The 15,571-nt window shown below is 70.2% G+C and carries 15 protein-coding genes; 3 read left to right on the top strand and 12 right to left on the bottom strand.

The window, feature by feature from the left end; genetic code table 11:
* Nucleotides 1-26: 26 nt before the first annotated feature.
* The 3 genes from MCHLDSM_RS15880 to MCHLDSM_RS15890 are packed head-to-tail and all read right to left on the bottom strand — an operon-like array spanning nucleotide 27 to nucleotide 3,780.
* Nucleotides 27-1,811: an ABC transporter ATP-binding protein gene (locus MCHLDSM_RS15880; RefSeq protein ID WP_048470957.1), complete on the bottom strand. Its 1,785-nt coding sequence runs from the start codon at nucleotides 1,809-1,811 to the stop codon at nucleotides 27-29.
* Nucleotides 1,808-3,535, bottom strand: a complete 1,728-nt coding sequence (locus MCHLDSM_RS15885) for an ABC transporter ATP-binding protein (protein ID WP_048470958.1) — start codon at nucleotides 3,533-3,535, stop codon at nucleotides 1,808-1,810. Before MCHLDSM_RS15885 ends, MCHLDSM_RS15880 begins: the two co-directional genes overlap by 4 nt.
* Complete coding sequence (locus tag MCHLDSM_RS15890) at nucleotides 3,532-3,780, bottom strand: MbtH family protein (RefSeq protein WP_048470959.1); 249 nt, start codon at nucleotides 3,778-3,780, stop codon at nucleotides 3,532-3,534. The genes MCHLDSM_RS15885 and MCHLDSM_RS15890 overlap by 4 nt, the downstream gene beginning before the upstream one ends.
* A gap of 134 nt (nucleotides 3,781-3,914) precedes the next feature.
* On the opposite strand from MCHLDSM_RS15890, the gene MCHLDSM_RS15895 reads away from it, so the two are divergent.
* Complete coding sequence (locus MCHLDSM_RS15895; RefSeq protein ID WP_048470960.1) at nucleotides 3,915-4,859, top strand: methionyl-tRNA formyltransferase; 945 nt, start codon at nucleotides 3,915-3,917, stop codon at nucleotides 4,857-4,859.
* Here the strand turns inward: MCHLDSM_RS15895 and MCHLDSM_RS15900 are convergent.
* From MCHLDSM_RS15900 to MCHLDSM_RS15915, 4 genes are read right to left on the bottom strand one after another with little or no spacing between them, the layout of a single operon-like run.
* A complete protein-coding gene (locus tag MCHLDSM_RS15900) occupies nucleotides 4,843-5,658 on the bottom strand; it encodes an ABC transporter ATP-binding protein (protein WP_048470961.1) in 816 nt (271 codons plus the stop codon). The two genes, MCHLDSM_RS15895 and MCHLDSM_RS15900, sit on opposite strands and share 17 nt — an antisense overlap.
* A gap of 7 nt (nucleotides 5,659-5,665) precedes the next feature.
* Nucleotides 5,666-6,718 (bottom strand): FecCD family ABC transporter permease, encoded by a 1,053-nt coding sequence (locus MCHLDSM_RS15905; protein ID WP_048470962.1) that lies wholly within the window; start codon nucleotides 6,716-6,718, stop codon nucleotides 5,666-5,668.
* Complete coding sequence (locus tag MCHLDSM_RS15910) at nucleotides 6,715-7,755, bottom strand: FecCD family ABC transporter permease (RefSeq protein WP_048471145.1); 1,041 nt, start codon at nucleotides 7,753-7,755, stop codon at nucleotides 6,715-6,717. The genes MCHLDSM_RS15905 and MCHLDSM_RS15910 overlap by 4 nt, the downstream gene beginning before the upstream one ends.
* Nucleotides 7,756-7,764: 9 nt before the next feature.
* The gene (locus MCHLDSM_RS15915) at nucleotides 7,765-8,577 is read right to left on the bottom strand and encodes a siderophore-interacting protein (protein WP_048470963.1); all 813 of its coding nucleotides are present in this window, start codon (nucleotides 8,575-8,577) and stop codon (nucleotides 7,765-7,767) included.
* Nucleotides 8,578-8,765: 188 nt separating this feature from the next.
* Between MCHLDSM_RS15915 and MCHLDSM_RS15920 the strand changes: the two genes are divergently transcribed.
* On the top strand, nucleotides 8,766-9,977 hold the full coding sequence (locus MCHLDSM_RS15920; RefSeq protein WP_048470964.1) for an ankyrin repeat domain-containing protein: 1,212 nt from the start codon (nucleotides 8,766-8,768) through the stop codon (nucleotides 9,975-9,977).
* Here MCHLDSM_RS15920 and MCHLDSM_RS15925 read toward each other — a convergent pair.
* The 3 genes from MCHLDSM_RS15925 to MCHLDSM_RS15935 are packed head-to-tail and all read right to left on the bottom strand — an operon-like array spanning nucleotide 9,955 to nucleotide 13,443.
* A complete protein-coding gene (locus tag MCHLDSM_RS15925; protein ID WP_048470965.1) occupies nucleotides 9,955-10,935 on the bottom strand; it encodes an SIS domain-containing protein in 981 nt (326 codons plus the stop codon). The two genes, MCHLDSM_RS15920 and MCHLDSM_RS15925, sit on opposite strands and share 23 nt — an antisense overlap.
* Entirely contained in the window at nucleotides 10,932-12,131 is a 1,200-nt protein-coding gene (locus tag MCHLDSM_RS15930; protein WP_174545815.1) for a glucosamine kinase, read from the bottom strand. Before MCHLDSM_RS15930 ends, MCHLDSM_RS15925 begins: the two co-directional genes overlap by 4 nt.
* Nucleotides 12,124-13,443, bottom strand: a complete 1,320-nt coding sequence (locus tag MCHLDSM_RS15935) for a glycosyltransferase (RefSeq protein ID WP_234713991.1) — start codon at nucleotides 13,441-13,443, stop codon at nucleotides 12,124-12,126. Before MCHLDSM_RS15935 ends, MCHLDSM_RS15930 begins: the two co-directional genes overlap by 8 nt.
* Before the next feature lie 61 nt (nucleotides 13,444-13,504).
* Here MCHLDSM_RS15935 and MCHLDSM_RS15940 point away from each other — a divergent pair, with 61 nt between their 5' ends.
* The gene (locus MCHLDSM_RS15940) at nucleotides 13,505-14,329 is read left to right on the top strand and encodes an alpha/beta fold hydrolase (RefSeq protein WP_048470966.1); all 825 of its coding nucleotides are present in this window, start codon (nucleotides 13,505-13,507) and stop codon (nucleotides 14,327-14,329) included.
* On the opposite strand, the gene MCHLDSM_RS15945 is transcribed toward MCHLDSM_RS15940, so the two are convergent.
* On the bottom strand, nucleotides 14,326-15,150 hold the full coding sequence (locus MCHLDSM_RS15945; protein WP_048470967.1) for a PHP domain-containing protein: 825 nt from the start codon (nucleotides 15,148-15,150) through the stop codon (nucleotides 14,326-14,328). The genes MCHLDSM_RS15940 and MCHLDSM_RS15945 overlap by 4 nt on opposite strands.
* Before the next feature lie 3 nt (nucleotides 15,151-15,153).
* On the bottom strand, nucleotides 15,154-15,561 hold the full coding sequence (locus tag MCHLDSM_RS15950) for a nuclear transport factor 2 family protein (RefSeq protein WP_048470968.1): 408 nt from the start codon (nucleotides 15,559-15,561) through the stop codon (nucleotides 15,154-15,156).
* Nucleotides 15,562-15,571 lie beyond the last annotated feature (10 nt).

Raw genomic sequence — 15,571 nt, forward strand, 5'->3', positions numbered from 1 at the left:
CGTCTTGAGTTGGCGCGCAGGGGATTTCAGCTGTATGCCCGCCACGCCCGCCAGAGCCGGGCGTAGCGGCCGTCCCGGGCGATCAGCTCGGCGTGAGTGCCGCGCTCGACGATCCGTCCGTCGGCCATCACCAGGATCTGATCGGCGGTGGCGGCCTGGGTGAGGCGGTGGGCGACCACCAGCGTCGTGCGTCCGGCGGTGGCGGCCAGCGCGGCTTTCTCCAGTTCGGCGGCGTGCGCGCTGCCGGCCTCGGCAGTCGCCTCGTCGAGGATGGCCACCAGCGGATCGGCCAGGATCAGTCGCGCGAGGGCGATCTGCTGAGCCTGCGCCGCGGTGAGTGTGGTGCCCTGCTCGCCGACGTCGGTGTCGAGGCCGTCGTCGAGCGCCTCCACCCAGCGTCGCGCGCCGACCCGGTCGAGGGCCGCCCAGATCTGCTCGGGTTCGGCCTCGGGTGCCGCGAGTCGGAGGTCCTCGATCAGCGGGCCGGAGAAGACGTGCACCTCCTGGGTGATCGTCGCGACCCACGACCGCAGTTCGGCGTCGTCGATGTCGGCCACCGGCACCCCGCCGATGCGGCAGGTGCCGCGATTGGGCAGGAAGAGTCCCGCGATGACGGCGGCCAGCGTCGACTTGCCCGCCCCGGTGGTGCCCACCAGGGCGCATCGGGTGCCTGCCGGAATGGTCAGCGACACGTCATGGAGGACAAGGGGTCCCGTGCCATAGGAGAACGAGACGTTCTCGACCTCGACATCCGCGGTGGCCGGGGTCGGCGGCACGCCGTGCGCGGGCATCCGCGGCGGTTGCGTGGACGTGCGCAGGTCGACCACACCCACGAGGCGGGCCAGGCAGGCGGCACCGGCCTGGATCTCGTCGAAGTTGTACATCATCATCCCGATCGGGTTGAACAGGCGATGGAACATCAGTGCGGCCGCGGTGGTCTGCCCGACGGTGACGCTGCCGTTGCGCACCAGCACGAATCCGACCACCAATGTGGCTGTCAGCCCGATGAATTCCGCTCTGTTGACCCTGCCGACCAGACGAGTGAACAGCGTGAACACCGAGACCTCGACGTCGCGGGCGCGCGCCGAGGCGCTCTCGATCCCGGCGAGATGGCGCGCGTGCATCTCGTAGGCGTCGATCGTGCGAGCGCCCTGGATCGATTCGACGGTGGCCTGGGCACGCCGGGCGAGGGCGATGCGCTGCTCGGCGTAGAGGGGAGCCGATCGCGGCAGATACCACCACAGCCCCGCGGCGTAGGCGGGAATGCTCAGGGCACCCGCCACGCCGAGTCGCCAGTCCAGGCTCGCCATCCCGACGAGGGTGACCACACCGAGGAGGAAGGCGTTGAGCATGTCCGGCAGCACCTGCGAGACCGCCTTGGCCACGGCGGCGACGTCGGCGCTCACCCGGGAGAGTAGATCGCCGCGGCCGCTCTCCTCGATCGTGGTGGCCGGAAGGTCCAGCGCGTGACGCACGACGTCCTCGCGCAGCTCGGCGACCGCAGCTTCGCCGAGCCGGGTGATCAGGTAGGCGGACAGGCCGATACCCAGCCCGCCGATCAGGGCGGTGACTCCGATGACCGCTGCCAGTCCGGCCAGGCTGCGCGCCGAGCTGCCGGCGTCGACACGGTCGACGAGCGTGCCGAGCAGATAGATGGGCACCGTGGAGGCGGCCGCGGCCGCCAGCCCGACCAGGATCGTCACCGCGCTCGGGAGACGACGCCGGCGGATCTCGCCGAGCAACCACGACCCGGTGCGCGCCATGGTCGCGACGGGCAGCACCGGAGGGATGCTCGATTGACTGATCGTCATCGCGCCACCAGCTCCCGGTACCGCGGGTCGGTACCCAAGAGGTCGTTGTGCGTGCCCTGACCTTCGATGCGCCCGTCGCTGATCAGCACCACCCGGTCGGCCGCGGCCAGCAGCGCCGGGCTGCTGGTCAGCACGATCGTGGTCCGGCCGCGCGGGCAGCGCACCCGCCGGATGCCGTCGGCGATGGTCTGTTCGGTCACGGCGTCGACCGCGGTGGTCGGGTCGTGCAGGACCAGGATCTCGGGGTCGGCGGCCAGGGCGCGCGCCAGAATCCAGCGCTGCCGCTGACCTCCGGACAGACTGGCGCCGCGTTCGGCGACGCGGTGCTCGAGGCCGTCGGAGAAGCACTCGACGACGTCGAGTGCGCAGGAGGCCTCCAGCGCGGCGCCGGCCGCCGGACTGTCGGCCTCGACGCCGGACATCGCGAGATTGGACCCCAGGGTGCCGCTGAACAGGTCGCCGTGGTGATGTTCGACGACGAGGGCGCGACGACGGTCGCCGTAGGGGAGCTGACCGACGTGATCGCCGTTGACCCGGACGACTCCCCGTTCCGGGGAGCGCTCGTGCCCGGAGAGCAGGTCCACCAGTGCGGCCGCATCGCGGGGTTCGGCCGCGAGCACCGCGACGAATTCCCCTGGTGCCACGTCCAATGACACGTCAGACAACCCCTGATGGGTTCCGCCTCGCAGTGTGAGTGCGGCCGGCGAGGCGTCGGCGGCCGGGACGGTCATCTTCCCCTCGTGGCGAGTGGGGGAGGACAGCACCCCGGCGACCCTGTTGGCGGATGCCCGCGATTCGGCGACCGAGCTCGGCAGGGTTGCCAGCACCTCGAACGGCTCGGCGAGGAACTGCGCCAGACCGATGACGGTGATCAGCTGGCCGAGGGTGAGATCTCCGGTCAGGGCGAAGTAGGCGGCGGCCACCGCGACGGCCATCGCGGCCAGCGCGCCGGCCGCGGCCGCGGCACCGGCGTGCGCGCTTTCGATGCGGGCCGCCCGCAACGTCGCGGTGAGCGACCGGCGGCTCGCGACGCGGTAGCGGCGGGCGGCATTGCGCTGGGCGCCGATGCCCTGCAGCGGGCGGTGGCCACTGATCAGATCGGTGGCCAGGGCGGTCGCCCGCCCGATCTCGGCCTGCTGGTCCTCGACGCGGCGCGCGATGAGTGGTGCGGTCAGCTGCAGCGCCGCCATCACCACCGGCACTCCGATCAGGACCATCAGGCCCAGTGGCACGTCGATGGACAGCAGCACCGCGCCGCACGCGATGGTGGCCACGACGGCGCCGACCATGCGCGGGACGTAGTCGAGCAGATAGGCCGTCTCCTCGGCGTCCGTCGACGAAATCGACAGTAGCTCACCGACTTTGCGATCGGTACAGATGCCCGACGGGTCGAGGATCTTGCGGCTGAGCTCGACCCGCAGCAGGTGGCCTTCCTCGGCGATGGCGGCCATCAGCATGCGGGCCCCGAACCGGTAGACCAGGGTGAGCACCATGAACAGCGCCGCCAGCGCGCCGACCCAGACCACGACCGCGGGTACCGATCCGGTGGCGACCGCCCGGTCGACGATGATGCCGATCAGGATCGGCACCGACACCTCGCAGAGCTGGTGAGCGGCGATCAGGGCGGAACCGAAGCCGAGCCGGCGCAGGTTGCGCGTCACCGCGCGGCGCAGTACCGCCGTGCCGGTCCAGGTGGGGGCAGCGCCGACAGGTGCCGAGGTCAACTCCGCGCGGTCGCGTCGGCGGCCGAACGCTCCATCTGCTCACGCAGGGAGCGTGGCCGCATGTCGGTCCAGTTCTCTTCGACGTAGCGCAGTGCGCTGGCGCGATCCGTGCCGTCGGGGCCGCCGTAGACGATGTGCCAGCCAGCGGGCACGTCGGCGAACGTCGGCCACAGCGAGTGTTGCTCCTCGTCGTTGCGCAGCACCAGGAAGCGGCCGTCCTCGTCGTCAAAAGGATTGCTGGACAAAGGTTTCCTCCTGTAGATCCGGCCTCGTCGATGGCCTTGCGCGGTGGGGCACGTCGGTGTCCGCGGCGACCGGAAGGCATGCTATCAAAGGTAAGGCTAACCACAGTAGGCTAGCCGTGAGACGAGGAGGCTACGTGCGGGTCGCGATGTTCGGGTACCAGACGTGGGGCCATCGCACGCTGCAGGCGCTGGTGAAGTCTCGCCACGAGGTCTGCCTGGTGGTCACCCACCCCGCCAGCGAGCATGTCTACGAATCGATCTGGGACGATTCGGTCGAAGACCTGGCCCGCGCGGAGGGGATCGAGGTGTTCCTGGCCAAACGTCCGACACCCGAGCTGATCGACCGGGTGGCGGCGCTGGCGCCGGACGTGATGGTGGCCAACAACTGGCGCACCAAACTCCCGCGGGAACTGTTCGGCCTGCCGCGGTACGGCACCGTGAACCTGCACGACTCGCTGCTGCCGAAGTTCACCGGCTTCTCGCCCGTCATCTGGTCTCTGATCAGTGGGGCGACCCACACCGGGCTGACCGCCCATCTGATGGACGACGAGCTGGACACCGGTGCGGTACTGGTGCAGCGATCGGTGGAGATCACACCGACGAGCACGGGCACCAGCCTGGTGTACGAAACACTGGATCTGGTTCCCGAGGTGCTCACCGAAGCTCTGGACGGGCTCGAATCGGGCACGGTGACGCCGGTTCCGCAGGATCTGTCCGAGCGCACCTTCTTCCACAAGCGTTCCGACCGGGACAGCCTCGTCGACTGGACCTGGCCGGCGGCTGACATCGAGCGGTTCATCCGAGCGCTGTCGGATCCGTATCCCAATGCCTACACCTACTTTCGCGGCGAGCGGGTGCGACTGATCGCGTCACACGTGTCCCGATGCGCTTACGGCGGCACCCCCGGGCGGGTGTTCATCGACGAGGACGGTGGCATGGTGATCGTCGCCGGGGCGGACGCGTACCGGGGCCGGTCACCCGGCCTGGTGCTCGACGTCGTGCGCACCGACGACGGGGTCGACCACCGGGCGGTGGACTACTTCGGTCGCGGTGGCGGGTATCTCACCGCCGAACCCTGAGGTGCGGGGACGCCCGCGGCACGATCAGCGGCGTCGCCGTCTGCGGGTCCTCGATGATCTGGCACTTCAGTCCGTAGACGGCCTCCACCAGCTCAGCGGTGATGACCGACGTCGGATCGCCCTGAGCCACCACGCTTCCGGCCTTCATGACGATGATCTGATCGGCGTAGCGGCAGGCGTGGTTGAGGTCGTGCAGGACCGCGACCACGGTGTGGCCGTGTTCGCGGTTCAGCATCGCGAAGAGGTCGAGCAACTCGACTTGGTGGGCGATGTCGAGGTAGGTGGTCGGTTCGTCGAGCAGAAGTAGCGGGGTCTGCGCCGCCAGCACCATCGCGACCCAGACCCGCTGGCGCTGACCACCGGACAGTTCGTCGACGAGCCGGCCCGCCAGTTCGCTGACGCCGGTGAACCGCATCGCCTTGGCCACCGCAGCCTCGTCGCGAGCCGACCACTGGCGCAACAGGTTCTGGTGCGGGAACCGGCCGCGGGCCACCAGGTCGGCGACGGTGATGCCCTCCGGGGCGATCGAGGTCTGGGGCAGCAGCCCCAGCCGGCGGGCGACCTCTTTGGTGTGCACGGTGGCGATGTCGGCCCCGTCGAGGAGCACCTGCCCCGCGGAGGGTTTCAGCAGTCGCGCCAGGCCGCGCAGCAGCGTGGACTTGCCGCATGCATTCGGGCCGACGATCGCCGTGACCTGCCCGTCGACGATCGTCAGGGACAGGTCGGCGATGATCGCCGAGTTCTGATAGCCGATCGACAGGTCCGCTGTCCGCAGGCGTGAAGGGTTGTCAGTGTTCATCGTTGGTTCATCTCTGCCGCGCCTGAGTGATGAGGAGGTACACGAGGTAGGTGCCGCCCAGGGAGACGGTCACCGTGCCGACAGGGAGCTCGTTGTCGCGGAACACCTGCTGGGCCAGGATGTCGCTGAGCAGCAGCAGCACGGCTCCCATGACCGCGGCCGGGACCAGCGCGACACCGGGGCTCGCGGTGAGACGGCGAGCGAGCTGCGGCGCGGCCAGCGCCACGAACGCGATCGGTCCGGCCGCGGCACAGGACAGCGCGACCAGCCCGACCCCGATCACCAGATAGGCCAGTCGAGCTCGGTCCGGATGAACGCCGAGCGCGCCCGCGGCGTCATCACCCAGTTGCAGGATGGGCAGCTGCGGCCCGACGATGAGCAGCATCGCGGTCAACGCCGCCAGACAGACACTCATCGGCACCACCTGCGCCCAGGTGAGCCCGCTGAGGGTGCCCTGCTGCCACACCGCGGCGGTGACCGCGGTGTGGTGATCGAGCTTGATCACGATCCACTGATTGACCGAGTTGAGCACCGCACTGACCGCGATGCCGACGACGATCAGGCGGTACCCGGCCACGCCGTTGCGGTGGGACAGGGCGGAGACCGCCACGGCGGTGATGAGTCCCCCCACCACAGCACCGCCGGCGACGGCGTAGTAGCCGCCGCCGACCGTCGCGAGCACGGCGAGCGCACCGGTGTAGGCGCCGGAGTTGACTCCGATGATGTCCGGGCTGCCGAGCGGATTGCGGGTCAGCGCTTGGAAAATTGCTCCTGAGATGCCCAGGGCGGCACCGATCAGCAGCGCCATCGACATGCGCGGCAGGCGCCACTCGAGGATCACCACCCGGTCGAAGGACATGTTGGTGCCGGCCAGCACGGCGACGACGTCGGCGGGCGCGACGTGGTACTTGCCCAGCCCGACGGCGATCACAGCGCAGGCCAGTGCCGCCACCATGAGCGCGGTGACGATGGCGACTGCGCGCCAGGACGCCCGCGCGGACAGCCTGCCGACGCGCACCACGCATTGGCGTTTTCCGAAGTCGAGGTGTGCGGCGGTCACGGGCGATCCGTCCCGCGCCTGCGGATCAGCCAGATGAGCACGGGCGCACCCACGAACGCCGTGACGAGTCCGGCGGGCAGTTCGGCCGGGCGGATCACCACCCGCCCGATGATGTCGGCGGCCAGCAGCAGCGCCGGACCGCACACCACCGAGTAAGCCAGGATCCAGCGCCAGTCCGGGCCGGTGAATCGGCGCACGGCATGTGGGACCATCAGCCCGACGAAGCCGATCGGACCCGCGGCCGCGGTGGCCGATCCCGCGAGCAGTGTCACCGCGATCAGGCTGAGCACCTGGGTACGAACGACGTTGCCGCCGAGTGCTTTGGCAAGATCGTCGCCGAACGCCGTGACGTTGAGGGAGCGGGACACGACCAGGCACAGCACGGCGCCGGCGGTGATGAACGGACTGATCGCCAGCGCCACGTCCAACGGCCGCCCGTCCAGCGCCCCGGCGTCCCAGAAGCGCATGTTGTCGAAGGCCCTGGGGTGGCCGAGGCGCACCGCGAACCCGATGCCGTCCATGACCGCGCCGACCGCGACGCCGGCGAGCAGCACGCGCACCGGAGTCACGGTCGCGCGCCCGGACATCCCGACCAGGTACACCAGCACCATCGCAACGAGCGCGCCGGCGAAGGCGAACCAGATGTAGGTCCAGATTCCGCCGAGTCCGAGCAGGGCGATCGCACACACTACGAAAAGTGCTGCACCGGAGTTGATCCCGAGCACCTCGGAATCGGCCAGCGGATTACGTCCGACGGCCTGGATCAGCGTGCCCGACAGGGCCAGCGCCAGCCCGACCAGCAGTGCCAGCACCGTCCGAGGGATGCGCAGCTCGTGCACGATCCACTGGTCGCCGACGTTCTGGTAATCGGTGACGGCCTGCCACACCGTCGGCAGTGACACGGTCTGCGTTCCGATCGCGAGGCTGGCCACGCACAGCACGGCCAACAGCACGGTCGCGCCCCCGAGACCGAGCGGCCGGCGACGCCGTGGCGTGGGGCGCGTAGGCGCGGCGGCCGGTGCTGCCGGAGCGCTGATGGTCACGGACTACAGACCGATCCGTTCGCAGGCGTCGTCGAACTCCTCGAAAGCCAGTTTGTCGCTCTTGCCCTCGGCCAGGGCGCGCTCGTAGACGGTGAGCAGGTCGTCGCTCACCTCGGCGAACCGGACATCCCACGCGGCGGAGTCTTCGCGCCAGTAGCCGGTGATGTCGTAACGGTCGGCGGTCCAGCCGAGCCCGCGAAGGTACTTGCGGACCGCGCGGGACTCGGCCGCCTCCCCGGCGAACCAGCAGTAGCCGCATCCGGGAGGGAGCCGGAACTCCCGCACCGCGGCCGCCAGTGTGCTTGGTGCCGAACCGTTTCCGGTGCCGACACGGGGAATCACGGTGACGCCCGGATGCCGGGGCAGGTAGTCGAGATCGTCTTTGGCGAGGACCTCGACGATGAGCGTCACCGGCACGCCGGCCGGCAGTTCCTCGATGATGCGGGCGGCGGCGGGCAGGCCCGACATGTCGCTGGCCAGCAATTGCCACTGCGCGCCGGCCGGGGGCCGGTACCAGGACCGCGCGTGATCGAGCCCGACCCGCGCTCCGGGTGTCACCGACGCGGCCCAGTCGGTTCCCGGGCCCCGGGAGTGCACCACGACGTCGAGGGTGATCAGCGCTCCGTCGTGATGGCGCACCGAGTAGTTGCGGCCTTCACCGTCGGGATGGTCGTCGGCGCAGAAGTACACCCCGACAGCGGAATCGCCGCCCGGCCGGACGCCCAGCGCAGGCGGATCGTCGACGCGCAGCACGATCCGCCGCAGTCGACGGCTCAACTCTGCGGTCTCGACGACCGACGCGGGGGAGAACGACACCTAAGTGAGGCTAACCTATGCTGCGCGGCGGCGGGTGTCTGCCTCCCCGGGGCTACACTCGCCGCGGGCGCGCAGGACCGCCCGACGTCCGCTCGAAGAGGCTCAGCCTCCCTGCTCCACGCACCAGGCATTGCCGACCTCTTCTCGGCCCGACCCCGCGGACGCCGGGCCCACGAGAGGAGGCCGTGATGGCCAGCGCACTACCCGACAATCCGTCGTTGCCCCGACTGCGCGACGACGCCCGATCACTGCAGCGCCTCGTGCGCGCCGGTGACGCCGACGCCGTGGCGTCCGTGCGCCGTCACCACCCTCGTCCTGAGCGGGCATTGGACGGATTCGCCCTCCACGACGCCCAGCTGACCGTCGCACGTCGCTACGGATTCTCGGGATGGCCGGCCCTCGTGCGGTACCTCGACACCGCGGCGACGCTCAGCGTCGATCCCAGCCGCGTCGACGAGGACGCGCTCGACGTCGCCGACCGATTCTGCGCATCGGCGGTCCTGCACTACACCGACGTCGACGCCCCGCCACGCTGGGCGCACGCCGACGAGATGCTGCGGTGTGCACCAGATCTCACCGGGGATCACATCTGGGCGGCGGCCGCGGCGGCAGATGCCGGAGCGCTGCGCCGCGCGCTGGACGTCGATCCCGCGCGGGCGTCGGCCACCGGTGGTCCGTTCGGGTGGACGCCGCTCATGTACCTCTGCTACTCGCGGGCCACGGCGTCGCGTGCCGACACCCTCGAGGCCGCGGCGCTGCTGCTCGACGCCGGCGCCGATCCGAACGCCGGCTATCTGTGGCGGGTCATGGCGACGCCGTTCACCGTGCTCACGGGAGTGTTCGGGGAGGGCGAGCAGGGGCCACGCCTCCAGCCGCGCCACCCGTTCTGCACCGAACTCGCCACGCTGTTGCTCGACCGCGGTGCCCATCCGGCCGATCACCAGACGCTCTACAACCGGATGTTCCGGCCCGACGACTCCCACTTGGAGCTGCTGTTCGCCCACGGTGTGGCAAGTGTGGCGCCCAGCCCCTGGGAGCGCCGCCTCGGTGAGGCGATGGAGACACGCGAGCAGATGTGGCGACGACAGATTGATTGGGCTGCGGAGCATGGCTTTTCGGGCCGGCTGGAGCTGCTGGCGCGGCACGGGATCGACGTCGGCGGCGCGACGGCCGTCGCACCGGTCTTTCCGGCCGACCCGAACGCTCGCGACGAGAACGGCGCGACTCCACTGCACCACGCCGCCTGGGCCGGGGACCTCGCGATGATCGGAAGGCTGCTCGCGGCGGGAGCCGATCCCGCGGCGGTCGACGACCGGTTCGGATCGACGCCGCAGCAGTGGGCGGAGCACGCCTACCAGAGCGAGGCCGCGGCCCTGCTCAGGGAGCGCTCGCCTCGGTGAGCCGCTGCCACTGCCGCGCGGCGATCAACTCGGGCACCAGCACCTCGGTCAGCAGCGCGATGTCGTCGTCGGTGTCGCCCGGATAGCGCAGCACGCGGCCGGCCCCCGGCACGTCGCCGCCCACGCCGACGACGGTGCTGCCCCGCGCGGTGGTCCACTCGGCGAGTTGCGGTTCCCACGCCGAGCCCGAGAAGACCAGCAGGCGGTAGTCCGTCGTCTTGGTCAGATAGACGTCGACATGGCTCCAGTCACCGGTCTCGCACGCGGCGGCGGGTCGCCGAGGACCCTCCCGCAGCATCAGCGCACCCTGCTGCGCCGAGCACAACCGGTGCGCCGGGGCCGCCAGGTAGGTCCCCGATGGACCGAGCAGAAGCTCCGAAAGCTCTGGTAACCAGTCGGATTCATGTTCCAGCAGATGAGCGCTCGCGGCCGCGGCGCCATCCACGGATGCCGCGACCGCCGACGTGTCGACGCCGACGAGGTGGCTCTCCAAGGCGAGCAGCAGCGCCAATGTGTGCTGAAAGCTCCGGCACGCGACACCGCCGGCCTCGACCCCCGCCTCCAGGGTGACCACCCTGTCGCACCGCCCGGTGAGCGCGGAGCCCGCCGTGTTGGTCAGCGCGACGGTGGTGACGCCCGCGGGCAGCCGGGTCAGCGCGTCGAGGGTCTCGACCGATCCGCCGCTGGCCGAGGTCGCCACCACCAGTGTCCCTGGCCCCCACGCCGGCAGCAGCGACGACGAGGCGAGTTCGGCGGTCGCCACCACGCCGCGGGACCGCAGCCGGGCGGCGGCCACCGCGCTCGCGTAGGCCGAGGACCCCATGCCGAGCAGGACCACGCGGGTGGTGTCGGCGGGAACCACGTCGGCCCACGGATTGCGTTCGGAGAGCATCAGTGCCAGTCGCGCGAGCGCGTCGGGCTTCTGCGTCAGATCGGCGGCGAAGGCATCGGGTTTCACGGTGTTTCCTCCTCGTCGAGCAGGGCGGGCAGGGCGGCATCGGGCACGTACATCCAGCGGGGGAGATGCTCTGCGGCGTAGATCATCTCGCGCATCACCTGGATCAGGCGCAGCGCGCGCAGCGGACGCGGATCGAACAGCGCGCTGTGCCCGAGTCCGCGCAGGCGGGTGGCATAGGTGTCGAGGAACGTCCGCCGGGCCTTGCCCTCCACCGCATGCAGCACGGCCGGATCGAGATCGGTGTAGCGGCGGGCGACGATCGCGACGTGGGACAGCGATTGCGCCATGCCCGCGACGTCGACGACGGCGGGAATGGGCTTGACCCGCTCGGCGGCCGTCAGCACGGGGTTGCCGTCGAAATCGGTTACCGAGAACCGGTCGCCGCTGCGCAGCACCTGACCGACGTGCAGGTCACCGTGTCCGTCGAGCACCGTCGTGCCGGCCAGGGTCCGTAGCACCCCGAACTCCGAGGCCACCTCTGCGCGGCGTGCGCGCAGGACCGCGCCGCATGCGGAGTCACCGGTGGCGCAGGCGGTGTCGAGGCTCTCGAGAGCGGTGCGATGCCAGCGGTCCGCGTCTGCCGCGGCGGCCGTGGACGCCGTGGCGGACAGCGCGGCATGCAGGTCGGCGATCAGCGTCCCGAGCGCCTGCGCCGTGGGAATGATCGCCTCGGGATCGTGGTGGAGGGCGGCCGCGGTCATCGCCTCGACCGCCCACGTCCAGCCGTCGACGGCGCCGGGCAGGTACTCGTCGACGTACGCCACCACCGTCTCGTCGCCCCGTGCCGGCTGCCAGGTGACCATGCCCCACGGCGCGGGCATCCCCGTGAAGCCGGCCTCCCGCAGGACGGTGATGCGCCGCGGCGCCGGATGGGGGCCCTCCTGCAGGTGGGTGGCCCACTTGACGACAGCGGTGTCGCCGACGATCACCGATTCGTTGGTCTGGTCCACGCCGATGGCCCGTTCGGTCCTCGCGGGTCGCGACGTCCATGACCGCACCGCGAATCGGCCGAATATGTTCGAACCCCGTTGTGCGGCAAGCATCTCGAGCAGCGCCTCGGCGGCGCCATCGCCGGGCAGGGCGCGTCGCCATCCGTCGCGGTGCACCATGGGCGTCGCGGCCAGGCCCGCGCCGCCGTCGACGACGGCCAGCCGGTACCCGCCCGGCAGGTCCAGCCAGTCCAGCGGGTCAGCCACCCGGCGACCGGTGAGCACGGCCGGCCCGTTCGATGACGTCGGCGCCCACCCGCAGGCCGTCGCGTTCGCGGATCGCCGCGCCGAGGTCGGCCAGGCGGTCGCGCAGCGCGGTGTCGGCGAGGAGGCGATCCACCGCGTCCGTCAGCTCGTCGTCGGTGAACCGGTAGGTGTCCAGCCGGATCCCGAATCCGAGTTCGTCGACGCGCTGGGCGTTCTCGTACTGGTCCCAGAACAGCGGCAGCACGATCAGTGGCTTGCCGAAGTGCAGCGTCTCGGTGACGGTGTTGTTGCCGCCGTGCGAGATCACCAGGTCGACCTGCGGGATCACCTTCGTCTGCGGCAGCATCTGCTCGCCGACCATGTTGTCGGCCAACGTGATCCGGTCGGCCTGTGGTCCCTTGCTGACGATGTAGCGGTGTCGGGTGGTGCCCAGCACGTCGACCAACCGCTGCATGAGCTCGACGTCGGCGCCACCCAGGGAACCGAGCGACAGGTAGACCAGCGCACTGCCGGCGGGCCGGTCGGCCACAGCGGCAGGCAGCGGATAGGCGTCGTCGGTCTCCCGGACGCTGGAGTCCATCCGCGTCCACGTGGTGTCGAGGGGACGCCGATCCACATAATCGGCCTCGGCGGGATAGACGTAGAGGCCGGCCGAGTTGTCGCGCGGCATGAACTCCAGATCGGGCAGCGGTGCGGCGCCTTGCGCCTGCACCCAGGCGTCGAAATCGGTCCACATCGCGCGGTGGGTGCGGTCGAACTCCCCCCGGTAGGCGTCCCATTCCGTCCGATCGGCACTGGGCAAACCCGAGAACGGCGGTGGCACATCGGGTCCCGGGATCTCCAGCGGACTGCACGACACGATGCGCACGAAGGGCACCCCGGCGGTCACCAGCGCGGGAAACAGCACGACGTTGTCCTCGACGATGACGTCGGGCCGATGCTGGGCGATGATGTCGCGCAGCCGCGGCTCGCAGTAGCGGGCGCCGTCGATGAGTGCCTGGTACGTCGGCTGGATGAACGTCGCGAGCTGCTCGATCGTCGGCTTGCGGAACTCCGGGGCGGTCTCGGCGATGAACTGCGTCCAGAAGGCGCCGGCGTCCTCGTCGACGGCCCCCTCGGCCGGCGCGGCCAGATCGACGAGTTCCTCGACGAACCCGAACGGTGCGATCCGGCCCGCCCAGGAGCTCTCGGCGGCGAAGACGATCCGGTGGCCGCGGTCGCGCAGGATCGACGCCAGCCCGATGCACTGATTCGTCGGCCCGTACGCCGACTCCGGCCAGAACATGATCGTCAATGGTGTCTGCTCGGTCACGCAAGAAACCTACCTCGCGGCCAGGTGGTCGGCCCCGCGGTTGCGGAGTAGTTTTCCTCCCATGCCGACAATCACCACCAGCGATGGCGTCGAGATCTATTACAAGGACTGGGGTTCAGGACAGCCGATCGTGTTCAGCCACGGCTGGCCGCTGTCGGCGGACGACTGGGACGCCCAGCTGATGTTCTTCCTCGGGCAGGGCTACCGGGTGGTCGCGCACGACCGGCGGGGGCACGGCCGGTCGGAGCAGGTCGCCGACGGCCACGACATGGACCACTACGCCGACGACCTCGCCGCCGTCGTCGAACACCTCGACCTGCGTGACGCCGTGCATGTGGGGCACTCCACCGGTGGCGGCGAGGTGGTGCGTTACCTGGCACGCCACGGCGAGGAGCGTGCCGCGAAGGCCGCGCTGATCGCGGCGGTGCCGCCGCTGATGGTGCAGACCGAGACCAATCCGGGCGGACTGCCCAAATCGGTGTTCGACGACTTCCAGACACAGGTCGCGACCAACCGGTCGGCGTTCTACCGCGCGGTCCCCGAGGGGCCGTTCTACGGCTTCAACCGCGACGGCGTCGAACCGGTCGAGGGCGTCATCGCGAACTGGTGGCGGCAGGGCATGATGGGCGGGGCCAAGGCGCACTACGACGGTGTGGTGGCGTTCTCCCAGACCGATTTCACCGAGGACCTCAAGAAGATCTCGCTGCCCGTCCTGGTGATGCACGGCGACGACGATCAGATCGTGCCCTATGCCGATGCCGGTCCGCTGTCGGCCGAGTTGCTGCCGAACGGAATCCTGAAGACGTACAAGGGCTTTCCGCATGGCATGCCGACCACACATGCCGACGTCATCAACGCCGACCTGTTGGAGTTCCTCAGGGCCTAGCGACGCCAGAAGTCGAATCGGTCGCGGCCGGGCCGGAAACCGGCGGCCTCGACGATGTCGACCGCGACGCCGAAACGGCGTCCGATGTTCCCGGGCTCGTGGGCGTCGCTGCCGAAGGACACCGCCGCACCGCCCTCCTGCCACCACCACCGCACCAGATCGACCGATGCCAGAGGCGATTTGGTGTTGATCTCGAGCGCCCGCCCGGACGCGGCGAGCGCGCGGAACACCGTGCGGTAGTGCTCCTCGAAATCGGCTTCCCGGTAGGCGCCCGCGCGGTCGGCGGGCCAGTAGCGGCGCGGATAGTCGCAGTGGGCGAGCACGGTGAACACGGACGACTGCTCGATCAACGCCACCATGTCGGAGAAGTAGCGGTTGACCAACTCGTGGGGATCGTGGCGGGCGAACAGGCGCCTGTCGATCCCTTCGAGGGTCCCCGCCACCGGGATACCGTGCAGGCTGCCCAGCACCCGGTCGAACTCACCGGCCGCCAGCACTGAGGCGACGCTCTCGCTGAACCAGTGCGGTTCGCCCGCCTCGATGCCCGACAGGATGCGCAGGGTCGGGAACATGTCCCGGCAGCGTGCGATGTCGGCGAGATAGCCCTCGACGTCGAGGGGCGCCACGCCGCGCCGCATCCCGATCGCCATCCCCGCCGGAGGAGTGTCTCGCGCGCCCCAGTCGGTGAAGTCGACGTGTTCGGTGAACGCCACCGCCGGGATGCCGAGTTCGACCGCGCGCCGGCATTCCGCCTCCATGGTCGACGCGCTCGCCGTGTCCCACGACCACCTCGAGTGGACGTGGTTGTCCGAGGGCAGCACCGCTCAGGCCGGAGCGGAGCCGGCCTGCAGGGCCTCCCGCTGAATGCGGTCGAATTGAGCGCCCATGGCGTCGGCCAGCGCGGTGGCGGCCGAGAGCGGTCGCACCATCACCATGAAGTCGTCGATCAGGCCGTCGTCGTCGACGTGGAGGAAGTCGCAGCCGGTGACCAACTTGCCGGCGACCGTCGCCTCGAAGACGAGCGCGTGGTCACGGCTGTCGTCGTCGCCGATCTCGCGGATGTAGCGGAAGTCCTCGAACACCCGCATCACGGCGCGCAGGATGGCCGCGGTGATCGGCTTGCCCGCATAGGGCTTGAACGCGACCGGACTGGTGAACACGACGTCGTCGGCGAGCAGTGCCTCGATGGCGGCTGCGTCGCGGGCCTCGACGGCCTGGCGGAACGGATGCATGTGATGACCG

It is taken from the genome of Mycolicibacterium chlorophenolicum (assembly GCF_001044235.1).
Taxonomy (GTDB): Bacteria; Actinomycetota; Actinomycetes; order Mycobacteriales; family Mycobacteriaceae; genus Mycobacterium; species Mycobacterium chlorophenolicum.

What these genes read in the sequence shown, in the direction of transcription:
- MCHLDSM_RS15880 (WP_048470957.1), bottom strand. Translation starts at nt 1,811, where the DNA reads ATGACGATCAGTCAATCGAGCATCCCTCCGGTGCTGCCCGTCGCGACC.
- MCHLDSM_RS15900 (WP_048470961.1), bottom strand. Translation starts at nt 5,658, where the DNA reads ATGAACACTGACAACCCTTCACGCCTGCGGACAGCGGACCTGTCGATC.
- MCHLDSM_RS15920 (WP_048470964.1), top strand. Translation starts at nt 8,766, where the DNA reads ATGGCCAGCGCACTACCCGACAATCCGTCGTTGCCCCGACTGCGCGAC.
- MCHLDSM_RS15940 (WP_048470966.1), top strand. Translation starts at nt 13,505, where the DNA reads ATGCCGACAATCACCACCAGCGATGGCGTCGAGATCTATTACAAGGAC.
- MCHLDSM_RS15950 (WP_048470968.1), bottom strand. Translation starts at nt 15,561, where the DNA reads ATGCATCCGTTCCGCCAGGCCGTCGAGGCCCGCGACGCAGCCGCCATC.